Origin of the sequence: Mesorhizobium sp. ESP-6-2, assembly GCF_020164675.1 — a bacterium.
Taxonomy (GTDB): Bacteria; Pseudomonadota; Alphaproteobacteria; order Rhizobiales; family Rhizobiaceae; genus Mesorhizobium.
This window is the reverse complement of sequence record NZ_JAIUGT010000005.1, coordinates 357046-378888: the sequence shown is the minus strand read 5'-3', so window position 1 is coordinate 378888 and position 21843 is coordinate 357046. Positions and strand designations below refer to the sequence as shown.

General features: G+C 64.0%; 18 protein-coding genes. 13 read left to right on the top strand and 5 right to left on the bottom strand.

The genetic code is table 11. The features are described 5' to 3' along the window. The first annotated feature begins 32 nt into the window (after positions 1-32). The 7 genes from LB532_RS16680 to LB532_RS16650 all read left to right on the top strand — a co-directional run bounded on the left by LB532_RS16680 (position 33) and on the right by LB532_RS16650 (position 7236). On the top strand, positions 33-1055 hold the full coding sequence (locus tag LB532_RS16680) for a glycosyltransferase family 2 protein (protein WP_140643693.1): 1023 nt from the start codon (positions 33-35) through the stop codon (positions 1053-1055). 223 nt (positions 1056-1278) lie between these two features. Continuing rightward, positions 1279-1680: a hypothetical protein gene (locus LB532_RS16675; RefSeq protein WP_140643691.1), complete on the top strand. Its 402-nt coding sequence runs from the start codon at positions 1279-1281 to the stop codon at positions 1678-1680. A 181-nt stretch (positions 1681-1861) separates the two neighbouring features. Beyond that, complete coding sequence (locus LB532_RS16670) at positions 1862-2689, top strand: family 16 glycosylhydrolase (protein WP_181169571.1); 828 nt, start codon at positions 1862-1864, stop codon at positions 2687-2689. Positions 2690-2762: 73 nt separating this feature from the next. Further along, complete coding sequence (locus LB532_RS16665; RefSeq protein ID WP_140643688.1) at positions 2763-4094, top strand: UDP-glucose dehydrogenase family protein; 1332 nt, start codon at positions 2763-2765, stop codon at positions 4092-4094. Positions 4095-4187: 93 nt separating this feature from the next. Next, complete coding sequence (locus LB532_RS16660) at positions 4188-5630, top strand: GMC oxidoreductase (protein WP_224556985.1); 1443 nt, start codon at positions 4188-4190, stop codon at positions 5628-5630. A gap of 14 nt (positions 5631-5644) precedes the next feature. Next, complete coding sequence (locus tag LB532_RS16655; RefSeq protein ID WP_140497175.1) at positions 5645-6091, top strand: hypothetical protein; 447 nt, start codon at positions 5645-5647, stop codon at positions 6089-6091. A 65-nt stretch (positions 6092-6156) separates the two neighbouring features. Further along, a complete protein-coding gene (locus tag LB532_RS16650) occupies positions 6157-7236 on the top strand; it encodes a glycosyltransferase (RefSeq protein WP_140643686.1) in 1080 nt (359 codons plus the stop codon). A 211-nt stretch (positions 7237-7447) separates the two neighbouring features. Here LB532_RS16650 and LB532_RS16645 read toward each other — a convergent pair whose 3' ends face one another. Continuing rightward, positions 7448-8470 carry a phosphoribosyltransferase family protein gene (locus tag LB532_RS16645; protein WP_140643684.1) on the bottom strand — a complete coding sequence of 341 codons (1023 nt, stop codon included), beginning with the start codon at positions 8468-8470 and terminating at the stop codon, positions 7448-7450. Between the two features lie 46 nt (positions 8471-8516). Beyond that, positions 8517-10013, bottom strand: a complete 1497-nt coding sequence (locus LB532_RS16640; RefSeq protein WP_140643683.1) for a lipopolysaccharide biosynthesis protein — start codon at positions 10011-10013, stop codon at positions 8517-8519. A 189-nt stretch (positions 10014-10202) separates the two neighbouring features. Between LB532_RS16640 and LB532_RS16635 the strand changes: the two genes are divergently transcribed. From LB532_RS16635 to LB532_RS16610, 6 genes are all read left to right on the top strand, one after another. Beyond that, a complete protein-coding gene (locus LB532_RS16635) occupies positions 10203-11375 on the top strand; it encodes a glycosyltransferase (protein WP_140643681.1) in 1173 nt (390 codons plus the stop codon). 15 nt (positions 11376-11390) lie between these two features. After that, a complete protein-coding gene (locus LB532_RS16630; protein WP_140643680.1) occupies positions 11391-12380 on the top strand; it encodes a glycosyltransferase family 2 protein in 990 nt (329 codons plus the stop codon). After that, positions 12380-13330 (top strand): glycosyltransferase, encoded by a 951-nt coding sequence (locus tag LB532_RS16625; RefSeq protein ID WP_140643679.1) that lies wholly within the window; start codon positions 12380-12382, stop codon positions 13328-13330. Before LB532_RS16630 ends, LB532_RS16625 begins: the two co-directional genes overlap by 1 nt. Next, positions 13320-14288, top strand: a complete 969-nt coding sequence (locus tag LB532_RS16620; RefSeq protein WP_140643677.1) for a glycosyltransferase family 2 protein — start codon at positions 13320-13322, stop codon at positions 14286-14288. Before LB532_RS16625 ends, LB532_RS16620 begins: the two co-directional genes overlap by 11 nt. 73 nt (positions 14289-14361) lie before the next feature. Then, positions 14362-15258 carry a UTP--glucose-1-phosphate uridylyltransferase gene (locus tag LB532_RS16615; RefSeq protein WP_140643675.1) on the top strand — a complete coding sequence of 299 codons (897 nt, stop codon included), beginning with the start codon at positions 14362-14364 and terminating at the stop codon, positions 15256-15258. Positions 15259-15495: 237 nt separating this feature from the next. Next, on the top strand, positions 15496-17877 hold the full coding sequence (locus LB532_RS16610; RefSeq protein ID WP_140643673.1) for a polysaccharide biosynthesis tyrosine autokinase: 2382 nt from the start codon (positions 15496-15498) through the stop codon (positions 17875-17877). Between the two features lie 93 nt (positions 17878-17970). On the opposite strand, the gene LB532_RS16605 is transcribed toward LB532_RS16610, so the two are convergent. From LB532_RS16605 to LB532_RS16595, 3 genes are all read right to left on the bottom strand, one after another. Then, on the bottom strand, positions 17971-18336 hold the full coding sequence (locus LB532_RS16605) for a VanZ family protein (protein WP_181169569.1): 366 nt from the start codon (positions 18334-18336) through the stop codon (positions 17971-17973). A 152-nt stretch (positions 18337-18488) separates the two neighbouring features. Then, positions 18489-19571 (bottom strand): acyltransferase family protein, encoded by a 1083-nt coding sequence (locus tag LB532_RS16600; protein WP_140643672.1) that lies wholly within the window; start codon positions 19569-19571, stop codon positions 18489-18491. A 153-nt stretch (positions 19572-19724) separates the two neighbouring features. After that, on the bottom strand, positions 19725-21632 hold the full coding sequence (locus tag LB532_RS16595; RefSeq protein WP_140643670.1) for a propionyl-CoA synthetase: 1908 nt from the start codon (positions 21630-21632) through the stop codon (positions 19725-19727). Positions 21633-21843: the final 211 nt, after the last annotated feature.

The window sequence follows — 21843 nt, the reverse complement described above, 5'->3', positions numbered from 1 at the left end:
GGCAGAACGGAACCTGTGCAAGAGGCAAATTCATGTCGATGACAAAATCAAAGGTCTGCGTGATCATCGCGGCCCGAAACGCGGCGCGAACAATCGCTGTCGCCATCGCGTCCGCGCTGCGCGAACCGGAAGTGGCCGAAGTCGTCGTCGTCGACGACGCCTCCACCGACGACACGGCCCACGTCGCCCGCGCCGCCGATGACGGCAGCGGCCGGCTCGCGGTGATCCGTCTCGACGTCAATCGCGGCCCCTCCTTCGCCCGCAACGCCGCCATCGCGGCCTCGCAATCGCCGTTCATCGCCATTCTGGACGCCGACGACTTCTTTCTCGCAGGCAGGTTTCACAATCTCTTTGCCGGCGCGGACTGGGATTTCGCGGCCGACAACATCATGCTCATCAGGGACGACGCCTTGAGCGATGTCACCCAGATCGTCGCACCGCAGTTCGCGGCCGAGCCGGAATTCCTCGACCTCCAGCGTTTCGTCGAAGGCAACATCTCCAGGCGCAACGTGCGCAGAGGCGAACTGGGGTTCCTCAAGCCGGTGATCAGCCGCGCTTTTCTCGACAGGCACGGCTTGCGCTATGACGAGAGCTTGCGTCTGGGCGAGGATTACGAGCTCTACGCGCGCGCGGTCGCCAGCGGCGCGCGTTTCAAGGTCATCCGCTCCTGCGGTTACGGCGCCATCGTGCGGGCCGACTCGCTGAGCGGCCGCCACAAGACGCAGGACCTGAAGCGTCTGGCCGACGCCGACCTGGCGCTGCTGGCGATCGACAGCCTGCCTGAGGGCTCCAAAGCGGTGCTGCGCCGCCACGAGCGCCACGTGCGCGACAAATACCGGCTGCGCAATTTCCTCGACGTCAAGGCAGAGCGGGGCCTGGCGTCGGCCGCGGCCTATGCCTTCGCAAGCCAATCCAACCTGGTTCCCATCGTCCAGGGCGTGGCGTCCGACAAGCTCGAGGCGCTGTTTCGCCGCGTCGGGTTCGCCTCCCGGCGTCAACATGTGCCGCCAATGCGTTTTCTCATGGCCGGCACCAGCACGGGCAAAGAGCCTTGAATGCGGGCGTCCGGCCGCGCTCTTGTCAGTGCATCGCGCAAACCATTTCGGGCGGATTTATGAGTTTACGAATTGGGTGGTTGCCTACGCGGCCCGGGGATGGCAGTCTATGTTGCGGTGCAGCAATTAAGATGGCCAATGAGCTGGCCTCCGATCGGGCTGCCCGATATTGAACCGGTAAGGGGCTCGGCCGACGGTCGGACCACCACAGGACTTTGAACGCATGGCCTCGATATTCGGCTTCAGATCAAGGAATCCGGCCCGCGACCGGCAGACCGACATTTCGCGCCTCGATCGCCTGGCGAAGCTGTTCGAGCAGATCGCGGCGGAGATCGAGGCGGAGCGAAACGGGCTGGAGAATCGCTACAAGGCGACGGCCGCCAACGCCGCCTTTCTGGTCGAGGCCATGGAGAACGGCTCGGCGTCTGCGCGCCGTTCCGCCGAGGTCGATGAACTGACGACCTCGATCTTGAATTGCGAGCGCCGCATCGCGGCGCTGTCGCGCCAGAACGGCATGGTCCGGGAGCTTCGTCGTTCGCTGGATATGGTTTTCGATGAGGATGGGTCGTCCGATGTGACGGCCAGCCAGAGGCTCGCCAAACCGGCAGGCGCCGGCAGAGGGTGAAGGCTGAACGGTGGATTTGGCGCGAGGCGGGAAAGCAGCTTGGGGAGGGGCTGACGAGAGAAAGAAAGCGCCGTTTGGCAACGGCTCGAATGGCTACTTTGGGTTGGGGATGCACAGCGCAAAGGTTGAGTTTCGTATGAATGCGGATCCGAGAACCACGTTCACCGTCGCAGTTCGCGGCATGTCGTCAACGCGCCAGGCCAGGCAAGCCCGCCCGGGTTCCACCGGACGCAGGGCTGCCCTGGTCGCGCTGGCCGCTCTCGCTGGCCTGTTCGCCGGGCCGGCGCCATCCTGGTCCCAGGATCTGAAGTCGGCGCCCTCATTCGTCGATGATTTCACCAGTTTCAACCGCCAGCGCTGGTATGTCTCCGATGGCTGGACGAATGGCGGCCATCAGAATTGCACCTGGGCGAAGGGGCAGGTCAGCCTAGCGGACGGTGTGCTGTCGCTGGGCTTCGAGAAGCAGAAGACGAAGGACCGCGACTACGCTTGCGGCGAAATCCAGACCAAGCAGCGCTTCGGCTATGGCACCTATGAGGCGCGCATGAAGACCGACACCGGCGCCGGCCTCAACGCGGCTTTCTTCTCCTATATCGGCCCGTCGGACAAGCAGCCCTGGGACGAGATCGACTTCGAGATCCTGACCAAGGACACGTCCAAGGTTCAGGTCAATGCCTACATCGCCGGCAAGGGCAAGAACGAGAAGCTGGTCGACGTGCCGGGCGGCACGGAAAAGGCCTTCAACGACTACGCCTTCGTCTGGCAGAAGGACAGTTTGCGCTGGTACGTCAACGGCCAGCTGGTGAACACCATCACCGATCCGGCAAAGCTGCCCAGCCATGCGCAGAAGATCTTCTTCAGCCTCTGGGGCAGCGATACGATGACCGGATGGTTGGGCGCATTCGCCGATCCGGGCCGCAGGCTTTCGTTGCAGATCGAGCGCGTCGCCTTCACCGCGCAGGGCGAACCCTGCCAGTTTCCGGAATCGCTGGCATGCAGCGTAAAGTAGAACCTATCGGGAAAGTCGATTTGAACCGGCCGGGCCGACCACGGTCCGCTGCCCTGGACAGGAACAAAACAGAATGAATTTGACGGTGTTTGGTATCGGCTATGTCGGTCTCGTGCAGGCTGCTGTGCTTGCCGAAGTGGGCCACCAGGTCGTCTGCGTCGACATCGACGCCAACAAGGTCGAGCGGCTCAATCAAGGTCTCGTCCCGATCTTCGAGCCGGGCCTCGAAAGCATCGTCAGGGAGAACCACGCCGCCGGCCGCATCAAGTTCACCACCGACGCGGCCGCCGCCGTCACGCATGGTGAAATCCAGATGATCGCGGTCGGCACGCCTCCCGGCGAGGATGGCTCGGCCGATCTCAAATACGTGCTGGCGGTCGCCGAGGCGATCGGCCGGGAAATGGATGCGCCCAAGATCGTCGTCGGCAAGTCGACCGTGCCGGTCGGCACCTGCGAGAAGATCAAGGCCAGGATCGCCGAAACGCTGAAGAAAAGAGGCCGCGAGGACCTGAGCTTCGACGTCGCTTCCAATCCGGAATTCCTCAAGGAAGGGTCGGCCGTCGCCGATTGCATGAGGCCGGACCGCATCATCGTCGGCACATCGAGCGAGGCCACCGAGGCGGTGATGCGCGAGCTCTACGCGCCCTTCAACCGCAACCACGAGAAGATGATCGTGATGGACGTGCGCAGCGCCGAATTCACCAAATACGCGGCCAATTGCATGCTCGCCACCAAGATCAGCTTCATGAACGAAATGGCGAACCTGGCCGAACAGCTCGGCGCCGACATCGAGGAGGTGCGCAAGGGTATCGGCAGCGATCCGCGCATCGGCTACCACTTCATCTACCCGGGCCTCGGCTATGGCGGCTCCTGCTTTCCCAAGGACGTGCGCGCCCTGATCAAGACCGCCGAAGGCGTCAAGTTCGACGCCAAGCTGCTGCGCGCCGTCGAGGAGCGCAACAACGAGCAGAAATCCGTGCTGTTCGACAAGGTGAACCGCTATTTCAAGGGCAACCTCAAGGGCAAGACCTTCGCGCTCTGGGGCCTGGCTTTCAAACCCAACACCGACGACATGCGCGAGGCGCCCGCCCGCACGCTGATGGAGGCACTCTGGAACGTCGGCGCGACCGTGCAGGCCTATGATCCCGAGGCGATGCAGGAATGCCAGGCCATCTACGGGCTGCGCGACGACCTGCTTCTGTGCGGCACCAAGGAAGCGGCGCTGCGCGGCGCCGATGCGCTGCTGATCGCCACCGAGTGGAAGAGTTTTCGCGCGCCGTCCTTCGACGCGCTGAAAGACGCGCTGACCACGCCGATCATCTTCGACGGCCGCAACCTCTATGATCCCAAGGTCATCGCCCGCCATGGCATCGAATATCACTCGATCGGCAGGATCGCGGCATGAGGGCGGGTTTGGACAATCCAATGTGGGATCGCCGCGATCGGCCGGTGCGATGGCCATGACGAACGCGAAAGACCCGGAAAGGAGTTGCGGCTGATGGTGCTGGACGTAAAGCCGGAGCAGATCACGAAGGACCACTTTGACGTTGTTGCGATCGGTTCCGGTTTCGGTTCGGCCTTCTTCCTGCACGAATTCACGAAGCGGCGCAAGGCGCGTATCCTGCTCCTGGAATGGGGCCGCCACAACACGCATGAATGGCAGCTCAAGCAGAACGTCAACACCGACATCGAGGACGAGTCGACCTACAAGACCAATTCCGACAAGCCCTGGAACTACACGATCGGGCTGGGCGGCGGCACCAACTGCTGGTTCGCGCAGACGCCGAGGTTCCATCCCAACGACTTCAGGCTGAAAAGCACTTACGGCATCGGCAATGACTGGCCGATCGGCTATGACGACGTCGAGCCGTTCTATTGCGACGCCGAAGACATCATGTCGATCTCGGGCGATCCCGACATGGCGGCGATGCTGCCGCGCTCGAAGCCCTTTCCGCAGCCGCCGCACCGCATGTCGACGCCCGACCGGATGATGAAGGCGGCGCAGCCCGGCCAGCATTTCGTCATGCCGACCGCGCGCGCCCGCGTGCCGACCGCGCAGCGCACCTCGTGCTGCGCCAACCTCAGATGCTGGCTCTGCCCGGTCGATGCCAAATTCACCGCCAATAACGGCCTGATGCATGTCTTCGAACATCCCGACGTGTCGGTCTGCCTCGGTTCGGAAGTGCGCCGGCTCGACCATGTCGGCGGGACCGTCCGCTCGGTCACCTTCGTCCACGCCGGCAAGGAATATCAGGTCAGCGGCGACCTCTTCGTCCTCGGCGCCAATGCCATCCAGAGCGCGGCGATCATGCTGCGCTCCGGCCTGGGAGGCGAATTCGTCGGCCGCGGCCTGCATGAATCCTATGGCTGGAATTTCGAGGTCTACCTCGACGGTGTCGACAATTTCGACGGCAGCACCATCACCACCGGCTTGAATTTCGGCCTCTATGACGGTCCGCACCGGTCCGAGCACGCCGCGGCGCTGGTCTATTTCGAGAACCGCTGGCAACACGGCATGCGCGCCGAGAAGGGGCGGTTGCGCCAGGCGCTGCCGCTTGTCGTGGTGACCGAGAACCTGCTCGACCATGAGAATTTCGTCACGCTCGACGAGAACGACAACGCCTTCGTCAGCTTCAAGGCGCCGTCGGACTACGCGGTCAAGGGCATGGCGCGGGCGCTGGAGAAACTGCCCGGGCTGCTCGCCCCGCTGCCGGTCGAACAGCTTTTCGATCGCGGCATCCGGCCAACCGAATCGCATGTCCAGGGTACGCTCCGGATGGGAACGGGCCCGGCCGATTCGGTGGTCGACAGCGGCATGATTCATCACCAGCTCAGGAACCTGGTCGTGGTCGGCACCAGCACATATCCGAGCTGTTCATGCGCCAATCCGAGCCTGACCGCGGCAGCGCTGTCCCTGCGGGCGGCGAGCCGGATGGCGTGAGAGGAGCAAACCAGATGATAGAGATCTCGCGACGCTCCGCACTGGCCGTCATGGCGGGCGGGGTGGTATCGACCGGCATTGCCTACGCGGCAGTGTCCTCGTTTTCGGATGAGGATCTGGTGCGCGTCACGCTCGAGAAATATTTCGGCAAGCTCAACATGCGCATCGAGCATTTGCAGCAGTTCGTCCTGGCGTTCCGCGACAGGAACCCATGGATATTCCCGAGCAAGAAACTCAGCGACGCCGTCACCTTGCTCGAGGAGACAAGGCTGGGCAAAGCCCGCGCCTTGCTGCCGGAGCAGAAGAAGCAGGACCTGCTGCATTTCGACCGCTGGCTGATCGCCGAATTCCACATGCTGACCGACTACGCCTGGCGCAGTTCGCCGGGCGATCCGATCCGGTTCACCGGATGGCAGCCATGCACCAATCCGTTCGCCAATCTCGAGCAACAGAGTGCCTGAGGCGGTGCCGGAGCAAGCTCTCGGGCCACATTGAACGAAACGCGAAAGAACCAGGAGCCAGGACCATGAAAGTTCTTTTTGCAGGCGGCAACGGATACACGCCCGAATTCAGCGGCGGCGTCCAGTCGAGCACCCATCATCTGGCCGAGCAGTTGATCGAGCACGGCCATGAGGCGGCCGTACTGGCCGCCCTGTTCGGCGACGGTGTCTTCGGCTTCAAGGCGCGCGCCAAGATGAAGCTGCTGCGTCAGCCGGCGGTCATCGACAGTTTTCCCGGTTATCCGGTGGTGCGGGCCTGGTTCCCGTGGAAGGCGGCCGACTTTGCCGTCCGCAGATTGAAGCCGGACGTGGCCGTCGTCCAGTGCCACAAGTCGGTTCCGGTGGGCAAGGCGCTCCAGGCCGAAGGGGTGCCGCTGGTCGTCTATCTCAGGAACGTCGAGTTCCATGAACTGGGCGGCGATCTGCGCGAGCTGCATTCGGCGCTCTACATCGCCAATTCGCAATTCACCGCGCGCGCCTACAAACAGAAGTTCGGCATCGATGCGGCGGTGCTGCCGCCGACCATCAATGCCGCCCTCTACAGCACGCCGACCACGGGCCAGTTCGTCACCTTGATCAATCCGTACGAGGAGAAAGGCTTCGAGCTCGCCGTGCGCATCGCCGGCGCCTGCCCCGAGATTCCGTTCCTGTTCGTGGAGAGCTGGAAGCTTGCCGACGATCATCGCGCCCGCATCGAGCAAACCATCGCCCCGTTCTCCAACATCAGGCTGGAGAACCGCACCGGCGACATGAAGACCGTCTATGGCCGGACCAGGATCCTGCTGGCGCCCAGCAAATGGGAAGAGGCCTGGGGCCGTGTGGCCTCGGAAGCCCATTGCAGCGGCATTCCCGTCATCGGCTCGCGGCGCGGCGGCCTGCCCGAAGCGATCGGCCCGGGCGGCGTGGTGCTGGATTACGATGCGCCGCTCGCCGACTGGATCGCGGCCGTCAGGCTGCTGTGGAACGACCGCCAGGAATATGACCGGCTCTCGGCCACGGCGCGCAGCTTCTCCGAGCGTCCGGAGCTCGATCCGGACCGCCAGTTCCTCACCTTCTTTTCCATATTGGACAAGGCCACACAGCGGCGTTCGCGACAAGCGGCGTAGCCAAGGCTCAGGCTGGCACCGGCCCCGGCAGCCCTGTAATAGGAATTTTTTCTTGACAGGGTGAAGGCAGCTATGGTAGATTTTTGGTCATGGTGCTGAGTTGCGCCGGAAACCCGCCGCACAGGCGGGTTTTTCGTTTGATGCTTCTCGACCGGCGCGCCGGCGAACACTCCGAAGGAACCCGTTAATCTGGACTCGAAGCCTTGGCGGATCAGGCCAGGCGCTTGACCCGGCTTTTCAGCGTCTCGTAGCCGCGGGCGCCGAGCAGGGCGCGGGCAAGGGCCTTGGCGGCGCCCTTGCGGCCTTCCTGTGACTTGGCCTGTCGCAACCTGGCCGGCAGGTTGCGCGCCGCCTGGCCGAGCGCCGGGAGCGACAGCGCGTTGGGAAAGCTGACCATGTGCGTTTCGACGCACAGCACCGGTTTGCCCGACAGCTCGGTGATCCTCAGCGCCTGCTCGTGCTCGCTCTCGATGAACAGGATGGCATCGGATTTGCGGTAGAATTCGGCCTTGAAACTGCCATGCGCGCCAAGCCGCTGGCGCTCCGCCTTGCTCGGCAGGTCGAGCATGATCAGATGATCGTACTTGATCTCGTGCTTGGCCAGCCATGCCTCGGTCAGCGCGCGGTATTTCTCCAGCCGGCTGGTCACCAGCCAGCCGATCTTGCGGGTCGCTGTATGGAGCGGCCGCGCTTCGCTAAGGAATTTCTCGTAGGCCGGACCATCGTCGTTTTCCGCCTCGGTCGGATCGAGGCACAGCACCCCGTCTATGTCGACGCAGCATTGCGCCAGGAATTTGTGATGCATGAAGTTCCACTGGAACATGCGCGGATGCGGCACGACCTCGAAGACGACATCGGTCTCGGCATGCTGCGGCTCAAGCCCGAACACGGCGGCAAAGATGTAGTCGGCCTCGATGCCGGCACCCTCTATGCGGGCGCGGGCGTCGCGCATGGCGTTGCCGCCGGAGACGCTGTCGTCGATCACCAGCACCTTGCGCATTTCCGCGACCTTGCGGTCGAGCACCGCACGGCGCTTGGTGATGCCCGATGTGTAGACGCGACCCTCGAGGAAGGAGTCCAGGTCGGTCATCGGTATGTTCGCCGCGAGGCTGACCAGCGTCGCTGCCAGCACCCCGCTTCTGGGGACGCCGACCACCAGGTCGATGTCGCGCGGCAACCGGTGAAGGTTGCTCACGATCGCGTCGTTCATGTCTGAGATCGATCGGTAATGCATGGATCAGGCCTGCTCGGGTGAACGGTAAGGGTCGAAAGCGCCGAAATTATTGCGCCTCGCGCGGTGCTGCCGCCGGCGGCCGTGCCGGCAGCATTTTCAAGGCCTCGCGCAAGGCTTCACGGCCGGCTGCGAAGGCCAGCGCGATGACGATGGTGATGAGATAGGCAAGGATGGCGCCGCTGGCCAAGGCAATGACAGGCTGCTGCGGCAGCAGCGGCTTGACCAACCAGACCGCCGCCAGCGCCAGATGCGCGCCGAGCACGAACGGCGTCGCGGCGCGAAGAACGTGGCTTGCCCGCAACGGCCCGCTCCTGCCGACATAGAGCCACAGGAAAGGCGTGCGCAGATATTCGCTGACGGCATAGGCGATCGCCACGCCGAGCGCGCCATAAGGCAAGCCCAGCACGAAAGCGAGCACCGACGTCACCGCCGTGATGATGCCCCAGCGCATGAAGTCGCCGGAACGGCCCTGGCTGACGAACAGCCATCCGGCCGGATTGTTGAGCGGCTGCAGCAGCCCGGCGAAGCCAAGCGCCAAGAAAATGCCGGCGCTCGCGCGCCACTGCTCGCCGAGCACGAAGGGGATGAGTATGTCCGACATGGCGGTGGCGAAAGCGACGCCGGGGAGCGCCACCAGCAGGATCAGCGGCATGACGCGAAGATAGGCGCTGCGGTAGCGGTCGGGCTCGTCCTTCAGCCTGGAAAGAGCCGGCACCATCACCTTCGACAGCGGGTTCGTGATCTGGCTCAGCGGGAACAGGAGCAGCTTGTAGGCACGGTCATAGAGGCCGAGCTGCGCCTCGCCCCAGTATTTTCCGATCAGCACGTTGTCGAGATTGCGGGCGAAGAAGTTGGCGAAGTTGAAGCCGGTTATGCCGGCGCCGAAATTGATCAGCTCGCTGATTCCGGCGACCTTGCGCGGCAGGCTGGGCCGCCAGCGCGAACTGGCCCAGTAGCACAGCGTCGGCAGCACGGCTCCGGTCAACGTGCCGGCGAAAAGTGCCCAGTAGGAGCGGTCGATGAAGGTCCAGGCGATCGACACGGCAAGACCGGCCACGGCGCCTGCGACATCGATGACGGCCAGGCGGCCGAACTGCATGCGGCGGGTCAGCAGCGCCAGATGCTGCGCACCGAGGCCGTAGGCCATGATCTGCAGCCCCAGCGCCGCCACCAGGCCAGCCACGCGCGGTTCGCCGTAGAAGGCGGCGACCAGTGGTGCCGCGCCGGCAAGCACGCAGGCCAGGATCGCGCTGACGGCGACATTGATCCAGAACAGGTAGTTCACCTCGTCGTGCCGTATGCCCGATTTCTGGATGGTCGCCTGGGTGAGGCCGAAATCCTGGAACAGCGCGATGAAGGCCAGCACCGGCGCGCACATCGCCACGACGCCAAAATCCTGCGGCAACAGGAGACGCGACAGCACGATGACGGAAATGATCTGCGTGGCGACCCGCACGGACTGCGACAAGGCCGTCACGACCGCGCCACGCCCGACCGATTTGCGCAGCGAGCCTTCTGGCGGATCGAATGGATTGGCTTCCAAATTCAGGATTCCTGATTCTTGTGCAGGTTCCGACCAGGAACCCTGCAACCGCCGCCGCGGCCAAATTACGGCATTTATTTTGCAGTGCAACAAAAAACGTGGATTTTGCTACGCTGCACCAAAAATGTTGCGATGCAGCAAGACCTGTACTAGGTTCCCCGTGGGTGGGCCAACAGCGGTCGAGTTTTCATGCTGAATGTCTTGTACCTTGTGCATGACGTTTCCGACCCGGCAGTGCGCCGGCGGATTACAATGCTCAGGGCAGGTGGCGCCCAGGTCACGCTCGCAGGCTTCCGTCGCACGGCAAATCCCATTGCCGACGTCGAGGGATTGCGGCCGCTGGATCTCGGCGCGACGCGTGACGGGCGATTCGCCCAGCGTCTGACGGCAGTCGCCAAAGTGGCGGTTTCGATCGGCACCAGGCTCCGCGGCATGCCGAGGCCCGATCTCATCATCGCGCGCAATCTGGAAATGCTGGCGCTCGCCCGCCGCGCCAACACGGCATTCGGCGCCGCGGTGCCGATCGTCTATGAATGCCTCGACATCCATCGCCTGATGCTCCGCAGCGATGCGGTCGGCAAGGCGCTGCGCGCCACGGAACGTTACCTTGCCAGGGACGTAAAGCTGCTGGTGACCAGTTCGCCCGCATTCACCGCCAATTATTTCGAGCCGTTCGGCCAGGTGGCGGCGCCGGTCGAACTGGTCGAAAACAAATATTTCGAGGCAGCGGCGATCCTGCCGGCCGAGCATGAGATGGCCGAGGCGCCTGTCGCACCACCCTGGCGCATCGGCTGGTTCGGGGCATTGCGCTGCCGCCGCTCGCTCGAACTCCTGGCCGATTTCTCGCGCCGCGCCGACGGCCGGTTCGAGATCGTGCTGCGCGGCCGCCCGGCATTGACCGAATTCCCGGATTTCCACGCCTTCGTCGAGGCGGAGCCCTGGCTTTCGTTTCGCGGACCCTACCGCAACCCGGAGGACATGGCGGCGATCTACCGGGACGTGCATTTCTCCTGGGCGATCGATTTCTTCGAGGCAGGCCAGAATTCCGAATGGCTGCTGCCCAACCGTCTCTATGAAGGCTGCCGTTTCGGCGCGGTGCCGATCTCTATGGCCAATACGGAAACCGGGCGGTTCCTCGGCCGGCAGGGCATCGGCATTCTGTTGCCCGAAGCCTCACCCGACGCACTCCAGGCCGCCATCGGCAAGATGGAGGAACGCCGCTTCGCCACGTTGAAGGAGCGCGTTCTGTCGCGCAACCCCAAGATATGGAGCTATGATCGCAGCGATTGCCGGGCGCTGGTCGAGAAGCTTCGCAGCCTGGCGGCCATACGCGAACCCTTCGCGGCCGAGGCCTTGGCATAGGATGGAGATCGCCCGATGATGCATGCGCTCCCCTCCAGCCTGATCGTGATTCCCTGCCTCAACGAGGCAGCCCATATCGGTGTGCTGCTCGACCAGCTCAGCCCCGCGGCGGCGAGGCTCGGCGCCAGGATCGTCGTTGCCGATGGCGGCAGCACCGATGGTACCCCGGCCATTGTCGGCGAACGCGCGAAAGAGGATCCCCGCATCATCCTGCTCCACAACGAAAAGCGCATCCAGAGCGCGGCGATCAATCTTGCCGTCGCCAGATTCGGCGATGGTGCCGAATATCTCATCCGCATCGATGCCCATGGCGGCTACCCCGCCGACTATTGCGACCGGCTGGTCGAGGACGCGCTGGCCACGGGCGCCGATTCGGTCGTGGTTTCCATGCTGACCAGCGGCAGCGGCACCGTACAGAAGGCGGCCGCGGCGGCGCAGAACTCAAAGCTCGGCACCGGCGGTTCCAAGCACCGGCATCTGTCCGCCGGAGAATGGGTCGATCACGGCCATCATGCGCTGATGCGGATTTCTGCCTTCCAGGCCGTCGGCGGCTATGACGAGACGTTCAGCCATAATGAGGACGCCGAGCTCGACTACCGGCTGAGGCAGGCCGGCTACAGGATCTGGATGAGCGGCAGGACGCAGATGGTCTACTATCCGCGCGCGTCGCTCAGCGGCCTCTATTTCCAGTATCTCGGCTACGGCCGCGGTCGCGCCAAGAATGTCCTGAAGCACCGCGTCATCCCGAAGGTCCGGCAGATGGTGCCGCTGCTGGTGTTCCCGGTGGTGGTGCTCGCGGCCTTTTCCTTCGTGCACTGGCTGGCGGCGATGCCGCTTTTGATTTGGGCGTCGGTGTGCCTCGGCTATGGCCTGTGGACGGCGGTAAGCCAACGCAATGCCGACATCGCGCTTGCCGGCGTCTCGGCGATGGTCATGCATTTCGGCTGGTCCGTCGGTTTCTGGCTGCAGCTTCTCGGCCTCGGTGCACGACGCGGGGTCGCGTGATGGCGGCTGCAGGCAAGAACCGCCGCATCGACATCGGCGTGTGCACGTTCCGCCGGCCGGAACTGGCCGACACGCTGCGCTCGCTCGATGCCATGGACAGGCCGGCCGGTTTCGATGTCCGTGTCATCGTCGCCGATAATGACGACACGCCGAGCGCCAGGGATCTGGTGACGGCGCTGGCGCGGGAACTGACGCTGCCGATCAGCTATCACCACTGCCCGGCGCGCAACATCTCGATCGCCCGCAACGCCTGCCTTGACGCCAGCACGTCGGATTTCGTCGCCTTCATCGACGACGACGAGACGGCTTCGCCACGCTGGCTTGCCGAGCTCGTCGCAACAGCCCAGGCAAGTGGCGCCGCCGCCGTGCTGGGCCCGGTCAAGGCGCGCTATGGCGCCGATGCGCCGGACTGGATGCGGCGTGGCGATTTCCATTCGACCTTGCCGGTATGGGTGCGCGGCGAAATCCGCACCGGCTACACCTGCAACGTGCTGCTCGACATGGGTTCGGACAGCCTGCGCGGGCGCCGCTTCAGCCTGGCGCGTGGCCAGACCGGCGGCGAGGACACCGAGTTCTTCGACCAGATGCACAAGACAGGCGGCACGATCGCCTTTTCTCCGGAGGCTTGGGTGGACGAGGTCGTGCCGCGGACCAGGGCCGCGTTCGACTGGCTTGGCCGCCGCCGCTTCCGCGTCGGGCAGACGCATGGCCATCTCCTCGGGCGCAATGCGAGCGGCATTGGCCTGCTCAAACAGGTCGGCATTGCCTCAGCAAAGGCAGCCTATTGCTTCGCCGTGGCGTTTCCCTTCCTTGCCAGCCCCGTGCGGCGGAACCGCAGCGTGCTGCGCGGCATTATGCATGTCGGCGTGGTCAGCGGCCTTGTCGGCATCCGCGAGATCCGTCTCTACGGCCAGCCCTCGCCACAGCAAGGAGGCAAGCGTGCAGCCTGACGTCAGCTTCGTCCCGGACGTTTCCTTCGTCATCGCAGCCTACAACGCCGAGGCGACCCTCGACCGGGCGATCGCCAGCGCCATCGCGCAAAAGGGTGTCAGCGTCGAGGTCGTCGTCGTCGACGACAAGTCGCGCGACGCGACGCTCGACGTGGCAAGGGCCTATCCGCAGGATATCGTGCGCGTCGTGGCGCTTGCGCAGAACAGGGGGCCCGGCGGCGCCAGGAATGCCGGGCTCGAGGTTGCCCGAGGCCGCTGGGTCGCGGTCCTCGATTCCGACGACGCGGTCTATCCCGGCCGCATCGCCGCCATGATCGCGCGGGCTGAAAGGGCGGGCGCGCAAATCGCCGTCGACAACCTCCAGGTCGTCCGCGAGGACGGCGTGATCGAGGATGCGATGTTCCCGACACGTTATCTGGAGGAATTGGGCGAGATCTCGCTGGCCAGCTATATCGCCGGCAACGTCGTCTTCGAATCGAAGTTCAATCTCGGCTATCTCAAACCAATCTTCGAGCGCCGCTTCCTGGAAGAAAACGGACTTCGCTACGACGAGGACCTGGTCATCGGCGAGGATTACATATTCCTGGCCAACGCTCTGGCCAGGGGCGGCAGGTGCGTGGTCGAGCCTGACATCGGCTATGCCTATCACATCCGCAGCGGCTCCATTTCGCGCGTGCTCGAGCCTCATCATGTCGAGGCGATGCGCAAGGCCGATGCAATTTTCGCTCAAAGCCATCAGATGGACGCAGCCGCGCAAGCGGCCTTCGCCAGGCGCAGCCGCAGCCTGCGCAAGGCAGCCTCGTTCCTGTCGATGGTCCAGCACATCAAGGCGCGGTCCCCGCTCAAGGCGATCCGGACGGCGCTCAGCGATCCGGCGGCGGTCAGGCATATGGGCATGCCGATCGCCGTGCGGTTGCGACGAGTAGCGGCACAATTTGCCGTAGGGGCGGGGAGGTGAAGATGCAGGCACATGGAGGGATTTTCCTGGCCTGCGAATGGACTGAAGTCGATCTCCTCAGAAGGAATTTGCGATGAAGAAAATCAGGAAGGCCGTGATACCGGTGGCGGGGCTTGGAACGCGGTTCCTGCCGGCGACCAAGTCGATGCCGAAGGAAATGCTCCCCGTCGTCGACCGGCCGGTCGTGCAATACGCCGTCGATGAGGCCTTCGAGGCCGGCATCGAGCACATCGTGTTCGTGACCGGCCGCAACAAGGCGGTCATCGAGGATTATTTCGACCTGCATCCGGAATTAATCGGAACGCTGGAGCAGAGCGGCAAGAAGGCGCAGTTGCAGTCGCTGGAAAGCCTGCTGCCGGTGGCCGGCGCCACCAGCTTCATCCGCCAGCAATCCCCGCAGGGCCTTGGCCACGCCGTCTGGTGCGCGCGCGAGGTCATCGGCAACGAGCCCTTCGCCTTGCTTTTGCCTGACATGGTCTCGTTCGGGGGCCGCGGCTGCCTGGCCGAGGTCACCGACCTCTATGCCGAAACCGGCGGCAACGTCATTGCGGTCGAGCGCTGTGACCCGACCGAGACCAACAAATACGGCATTGTCGGCCGCGGCGCCGATATTGGCGGCGGTTTCGAGGTGACGGCGATGGTCGAGAAGCCGGCGCCGGCCAATGCGCCGTCGAATTTCTACATCAACGGCCGCTATATCCTGCAGCCCGAGATCTTCGCCCTGCTCGGCAACCAGCAGCGCGGCGCCGGCAACGAGATCCAGCTGACCGACGCCATGGTCCGCCTGGCGCAGGAGCAGTCCTTCTTTGCCCAGCCTTTCAAGGGCCGCATGTTCGACTGCGGCTCGAAGGAGGGCTTCATCCAGGCCAATATCGCCTTCGCCTTGGCGCGCGACGACATGAAGGGTCCGGTTTTCGAGATGCTCCAGGAGTTCGTCCGGTCGCATGAACGACAGGAAGAAGCCGCATAATGCCCATGTTTCGGGAGCATTGTCAGACGGCTGACGGTGCGATGCGCGGAAGGCCCGGTGGCGTCCGGCATGGAACTTGCGTTGCTTTTTGGCAATGCTCCCGATCTTCGAAGTGCCTGGGAGCCAAGGCATGATCCCGGAAAGCGTAAGGCGGTTTTCGGAAAAGATCATGTTCAAACAGTGAGATAGAGCCCATCCCGATGATTGGGATGGACGGGCTCTGGAATTGGACCGAAGATGAACTATGCCAACTTTCCTCTCGACAAGAGGATGCCATTGCCGAATTCGGAAGCAGGAGACGGCGAAGACTTCATCGATGTCGAGCGGCTGCTTGGCATGGCAGCGCGGCAGGCCAAGGTGGTTGTCCTGGGCGCGGTCATTGGTCTTGTTTTGGGCCTGCTCTATCTGCAGACCACGCCGCCCAAATACCAGTCGGTCTCGAGCGTGCTGATCGATGAGGGACTGAACAAGATCGTCGACGACATTTCGGCGGCGTCGACGACCATGCAGACCGATTCGGCCATCCTGAGCCAGATTGAAATCCTGACCTCGACGCGGCTTGCCGCCGTGGTCGTCGACAAGCTGAAGCTCGACCGCAACGACGCGTTCATGAACCCGCCCCAGTCGGCGCTCGCCCAGGGCATCGGCCTGATCCGCGGCCTGATCCAGTATGTTCGCCCCAGTCCTCCCATGCCGGGCGTCGGCGACGTCACCAAGCTCGACCCCGCCACCCGCGATGCGCTGATCGCGACCTCACGTCGCGACTACGCGATCCTCAAATTGCAGAACGAGGTGCAGGCGGAGCGCATCGGGCGAAGCTATGTCATCGCGCTCGGCTACCAGGCGACGGACCCGGCACTGGCGACCGCGATTACCAAGGCCTATGCCGATGCCTATCTCGCCGACCAGCTCGACGCCTCCTTCGATGCCACCGAGCGCGCCGCGGTCTGGCTGCAGGGCCGGCTGACGGAACTGCGCGAAAGCTCGCAGGCGGCATCGTTAGCGGTCGAGAAATTCAGGGCCGAGCACGGACTGTCCGCCAACAGCGACGGCCAGCTGATGAGCGCCAAGCAGCTTGCCGACCTCAACGCCCAGCTTATCGTTGCGCAGGCCGATACGGCCCGGGCCAGCGCCCGCTACCAGCAGTACAAGTCCATCGTCGAAAGCGGCTCGGAGAACGCCTTCAAGGATGCCGCCATATCGAGCGACCAGCCGAGCAGCTCGGTCATCGCGGCGCTCAAGACGCGCTATCTCGCCGTCGCCAAGCGGCAGCAGGATGTCGAGGCCAATTTCGGGCCGCAGCATCCGCAGGCGGTGGCGCTCGCCAAGGAGAAGGCCGACATATCGGCGCAGATATTCGGCGAGCTGAAGCAACTGACCGAAAGCTATCGCAACGAATATGAAGTGGCGCTGGCGCGCGAGACCGCGCTCAGGGCCAATGTCGCCGCGGCGCAAGGCAAGAGCGCCATCGACAACCAGTCGCAGGTCAAGCTGCGTGAACTCGACCAGAAGGCGACGGCGCTCTCCACGCTCTACCAGACATTCCTCGGCCGCTACGAGGAAGCCGCCCAGCAGCAATCCTTCCCGGTCGGCAAGATCCGCATCATCTCGGATGCATCGATGCCGCTCAGCGCCTCCAGCCCGCGCACGATGGTGGTGCTGGCGCTCTCGCTTGTGCTGGGCACGTTGATGGGTGCGGGGTTCGGCGGCCTCAACGAATTCAACGAACGTTTCTTCAGGACCGGCGAGGATGTCCGCGACCGCGTCGGCCTCAAATTCCTCGGTTACCTGCCTGTCATCGGCGGCAAGACCGCCAGGGAGGAAAAGCCGGCCGACCCGGATCTCAAAACCGCCAAAACGCCGGCCGCCGTCGAAAAGCGCGCGCGCATGCGCGTCAGCGTCGATGCTCCGGCGTCGATGTTCTCCGAGACGCTGCGCAGCGCAAAGATCGCCTTCGACGTCGTCATGGAAGGGCAAGGCAGCCGCGTCATCGGTGTCATCTCGGTCCTTCCCGGCGAAGGCAAGTCGACGGTCGCGGCCAATCTGGCCGGACTGCTCGCCGCCAATGGGGCCAGGACGCTGCTGATCGACGGCGACCTGCGCAATCCGGGCTTGAGCCGCAGCCTCGGCATGGAGGCCGAGCAGGGACTGATGGAAGCGGTGGTGAGCGGCCAGACCTGGCAGTCGGTCGGCAAGATCGACCGGCAGACCAAGCTGGCGATCATTCCGGCCGTGCTGCGCGGCAATTTCTCGCATACCAGCGAGCTTCTCTCCTCGGCCGGCATGCGGCGCTTCATCGACAACGCCAAGGAGACGTTCGAATACATCGTCGTCGATCTGCCGCCGCTGGGGCCGGTAGTCGACGCCAAGGCCTTCGCGCCGCTTGTCGACGGCTTCGTGCTGGTCACCGAATGGGGCCGCACGCCGCGCGCGATGGTGAGGTCGATGCTCGAATCCGAACCCTATGTCGCCAACAAGATCGTCGGCGCGGTGCTGAACAAGGTCGATCTCAAGAAGCTCGCCAAATACGGCTCGTTCGGAGCGTCTGAAAAATTCTTCGGCCAGTACTCGAGCTATTATCTCGACAAGACCGAAGTGCGCAGCAAGACAACCGTCTGACATCGGCCGTGGCGATTTCCGTGCCTGAGTGACGAGGCAGGTCATCGCCCATGCGGCCGCGGCGGGCTACAGTGGGGGTCTAAACCCGGGCATTCATTCGGCAGGCAGTGTCAGCCTGCGCGGCCAATAGCGGCTGGCCACCAAAAGGCTGAGATGGACGACAACTATTCCGAGGATGCCTGCCAAAGCCTTCAGCGAGCCGTCTGAAAGGCGCGCATGGCGACCGGGTTCGAAGAGTTGCATCAGCTCCAGCGTAGCGGCTACGACAACGACGATAGTGACAGTTCCAGCCAGGCGGTTTGGAAAGCCGAGCCCCATTGCCACGCCGAACAGAACATAGGCGAGGGCGCGTTCGAAATTTGCGTCACCCAGATGAGGCCGCATCTGAATTGGCGACAGCGTCGCGAAGACAATGACGGCGAGCAAAGCAAGGGCGGCAATGCGAGAGATAAGGGTCATTGCCGTTCGTAAAGCGAACAAGCCGGCGAAACAAGTACGGGCATTCAAGCAGCCACGCCCGATCCAAAGACGCCATGGTAGCCCGTGACGATGCACTTCGATGAAGCCGCGTTGCTGCCGCTGGACGGCGCGGCCATTGCGATAGTCCGCCTCTACGCGGCCTTGAGCCGGTAGCGGAACACCGTGTGGTCGAGCAGCAGCCGGATGCGCGGTTCGGCTTCGGTCGCCACCAGCCAGCTTGCCGCGATCATGGTCGCGCCGACCGTTGCCATCGACAGGAGATAGGGAAATCCCGCGCGGACCATCGCGCCGAGCATCGCCGCGCCGATGACGTCGTGGATCAGATAGAGCGGGTAGGTCATCAGGCCGATCCGGCGCCAGCCGCTCCAGCTGAGGTCGAGCCGCAGCGACCACGCCATCAGGGCGATGGCGACCAAGAAGACGAGGATCGGCGGCGCATAGGGCATCGCGGCGCCGACCTTGGCGCTGTGGACATCGACCGAGCTGGCGATTTGCAGCACGCTCCCGCCCAGGAACAGCATGCAGAAGGCCAGGCGCGAGGCCGTCACCGCCTTGAACCGCATCAGCCAGATAAGCACGCCGACGGCGAAAAAAGAGCCATGGTGCACCAGGACGAGCTGCAGCCAGCGCGTCTCGGCGAGGTCGGACCAGCCGAGCGGATAATACAGGCACCAGAACAGCGTGCTGACAAGGCCGATCAGGACCGCCACCGTCTCCATCAGGTGAAAGCGGCCAAGCCGCAAGAGGATCCAGACAACTGCGTAGAAGGCGATCTCGATGCCGAGCGTCCAGTAGACGCTGTCCACCCAGGGACCATAGGGCGCGAAAAGGCCGGTGCGGACGAGCCTGACCACGGCATCGGTCGGCCAGCTCAGACCGATGAGCAGCAGCACCGCCGCGGTGACCGGTGCGCAGATCCAGACCGCCGGGGCCAACCTCTTCACCCTTGCCTCGAAAAACCGCAGCGGCGTCGAATTCTCGGCGCTGAAGGCGATGACGAAACCGCTGATGACGAAGAATATCTGCACGCCGACCCAGCCGGAGCCGACGAAGGCCATTTCGGGATGGGGCGGGATGCCGCCGGTCGCGCGCGCCGAAACGCCGTCAGGGAATGCCCATACCCAGAAGCCATAGTGATAGAACATCACCATGACGGCGGCCAGGAAACGCAATATGTCGACGCCGCCGAATGTGATTTTTGTCTGCTGAGCCATGCGACCTCGTCGAAGGCCCCCCACTCCGACTGTAGGGCGCATTGCTGCATTGCACAATAAAAGATTGCGCGCCGCAGGTAAGACATCTGCTCCGGACGGCCTCACTCAATCGGGTATGGCGCCCGGCGCTGCCATACGTGATTGAACAGCCTGTTAAACCCCGATCCCGCGCGCTCTCATCGCCGCCGTGATCTCGTCGAGGATGGCCGGGTCGTCGATCGTCGCCGGCATTGTCCAGTCTTCCTTGTCGGCGATCTTCTGCATGGTGCCGCGCAGGATCTTTCCCGACCGCGTCTTCGGCAACCGCTTGATCGTCACCACCGTCCTGAAGGCGGCGACCGGGCCGATGCGTTCGCGCACCAACCCCACCACTTCGCTCTCGATGAGGCCGCTCTCGCGCGAGACACCCGCGTTGAGCACCACGAAGCCTAGCGGAACCTGGCCCTTCATCGCGTCGGCGATGCCGACGACGGCGCATTCCGCGACATCGGGGTGCGTTGCCAGCACCTCTTCCATGGCGCCGGTCGACAGCCGGTGGCCGGCGACATTGATGATGTCGTCGGTCCGGGCCATCACATAGAGGTAGCCGTCCTCGTCGATCATGCCGGCGTCCGCGGTCTTGTAGAAGCCGGGGAACTCGTCGAGATAGGCCTGGCGGAAGCGGGCGTCGGCGTTCCACAGCGTCGGCAGGCAGCCCGCCGGCAGCGGCAGCTTGACCACGACATTGCCGAGCGTGCCGCGCGGCACCTCGTGGCCGGCATCGTCGAGCACGCGGATGTCGTAGCCGGGCATCGGCACGCCGGGTGAGCCGTATTTCACCGGCAGCAGGCCGAGCCCCGCGGGGTTGATCGTCATTGGCGAGCCGGTCTCTGTCTGCCACCAATGGTCGATGACCGGCACGTTCAGTTTCTGCTCCGCCCATTTGATGGTTTCGGGGTCTGCGCGCTCGCCCGCGAGGAACAGCGTGCGGAATTTCGACAGGTCGTATCTGCCGACGAATTCTCCTTTCGGATCCTGCCCCTTGATGGCGCGGAACGCCGTCGGCGCGGTGAACAGGGCGACCACGCCATGCTGCGCGATCACCCGCCAGTAGGTGCCGGCATCGGGCGTGCCGACCGGCTTGCCTTCGAACAGGATGCTGGTGCAGCCATGCAGCAGCGGCCCGTAGACGATGTAGGAATGGCCGACCACCCAGCCGACATCGGACGCCGCCCAGAACACTTCGCCGGGCTTGACGCCGAACTCGTTTTCCATCGTCCATTCGAGCGCCACCATGTGGCCGCCATTGTCGCGAACGATGCCCTTGGGCTGGCCGGTCGTGCCCGACGTGTAGATGATGTAGAGCGGGTCCGTGGCAAGCACCGGAACGCAGTCAACATTGGCCCCGGCCGCCCGCTCGCGCGCGACCGCGTCCGCATAGTCGATGTCGTAATTGTCCCTGAGCTCGCAGCGCAGCTGGTCGCGCTGCAGGATCAGGCAGGCGTCCGGCTTGTGGCGGGATATCTCGATCGCCTTGTCGAGCAGCGGCTTGTAGGCAACGACGCGGCCGGGCTCCAGCCCGCAGGAGGCCGAGATGATCAGCTTCGGCCTGGCGTCGTCGATGCGGGTGGCGAGTTCATGCGAGGCAAAACCGCCGAAGACGACCGAATGCACGGCGCCGATGCGGGCGCAGGCAAGCATGGCGATGGCCGCTTCCGCCACCATCGGCATGTAGATGATGACGCGGTCGCCCTTGCCGACGCCACGGTTCTTCAGCACCGAGGTCAGCGCCACCACTTCGCGTTTGAGCTCGGCATAGGTGAATGTCTTCACGCTGCCGGTGATGGCGCTGTCATGGATCAGCGCGATCTGGTCGGCACGCCCGCCGGCGACATGCCGGTCGAGGGCATTGTAACACGTGTTGCAGGTGGCGCCGGTAAACCAGCGGCCATAAACGCCGGCTTCCGCGTCGAACACCTTGTCGTAAGGCGTGTACCAATCGATGGCGCCAGCAGCGTCCGCCCAGAACTTTTCCGGATCGCGCTTCCAGCCCTCATAGACCTCGTGATAGCGTGAAGCCATCCGTTTCCTCCCCAGGAAGATTTGCCGTCCAGGCAATAGCCTATGCTGTTTTTTCCGGCGATGTCTTCCCTCAATTCGTCTGATCCGGTCCGGTCCTGGCCGCAAAGGTGCGACATCGTGGCCCTCCGGGAAGGAAAAGCAACGGTCCGGCCCGGGCGTTCCTATGTGGCCGTGTGCACCGGCGCGTCCGCCGGTGGTCTCGTCGTCGGGC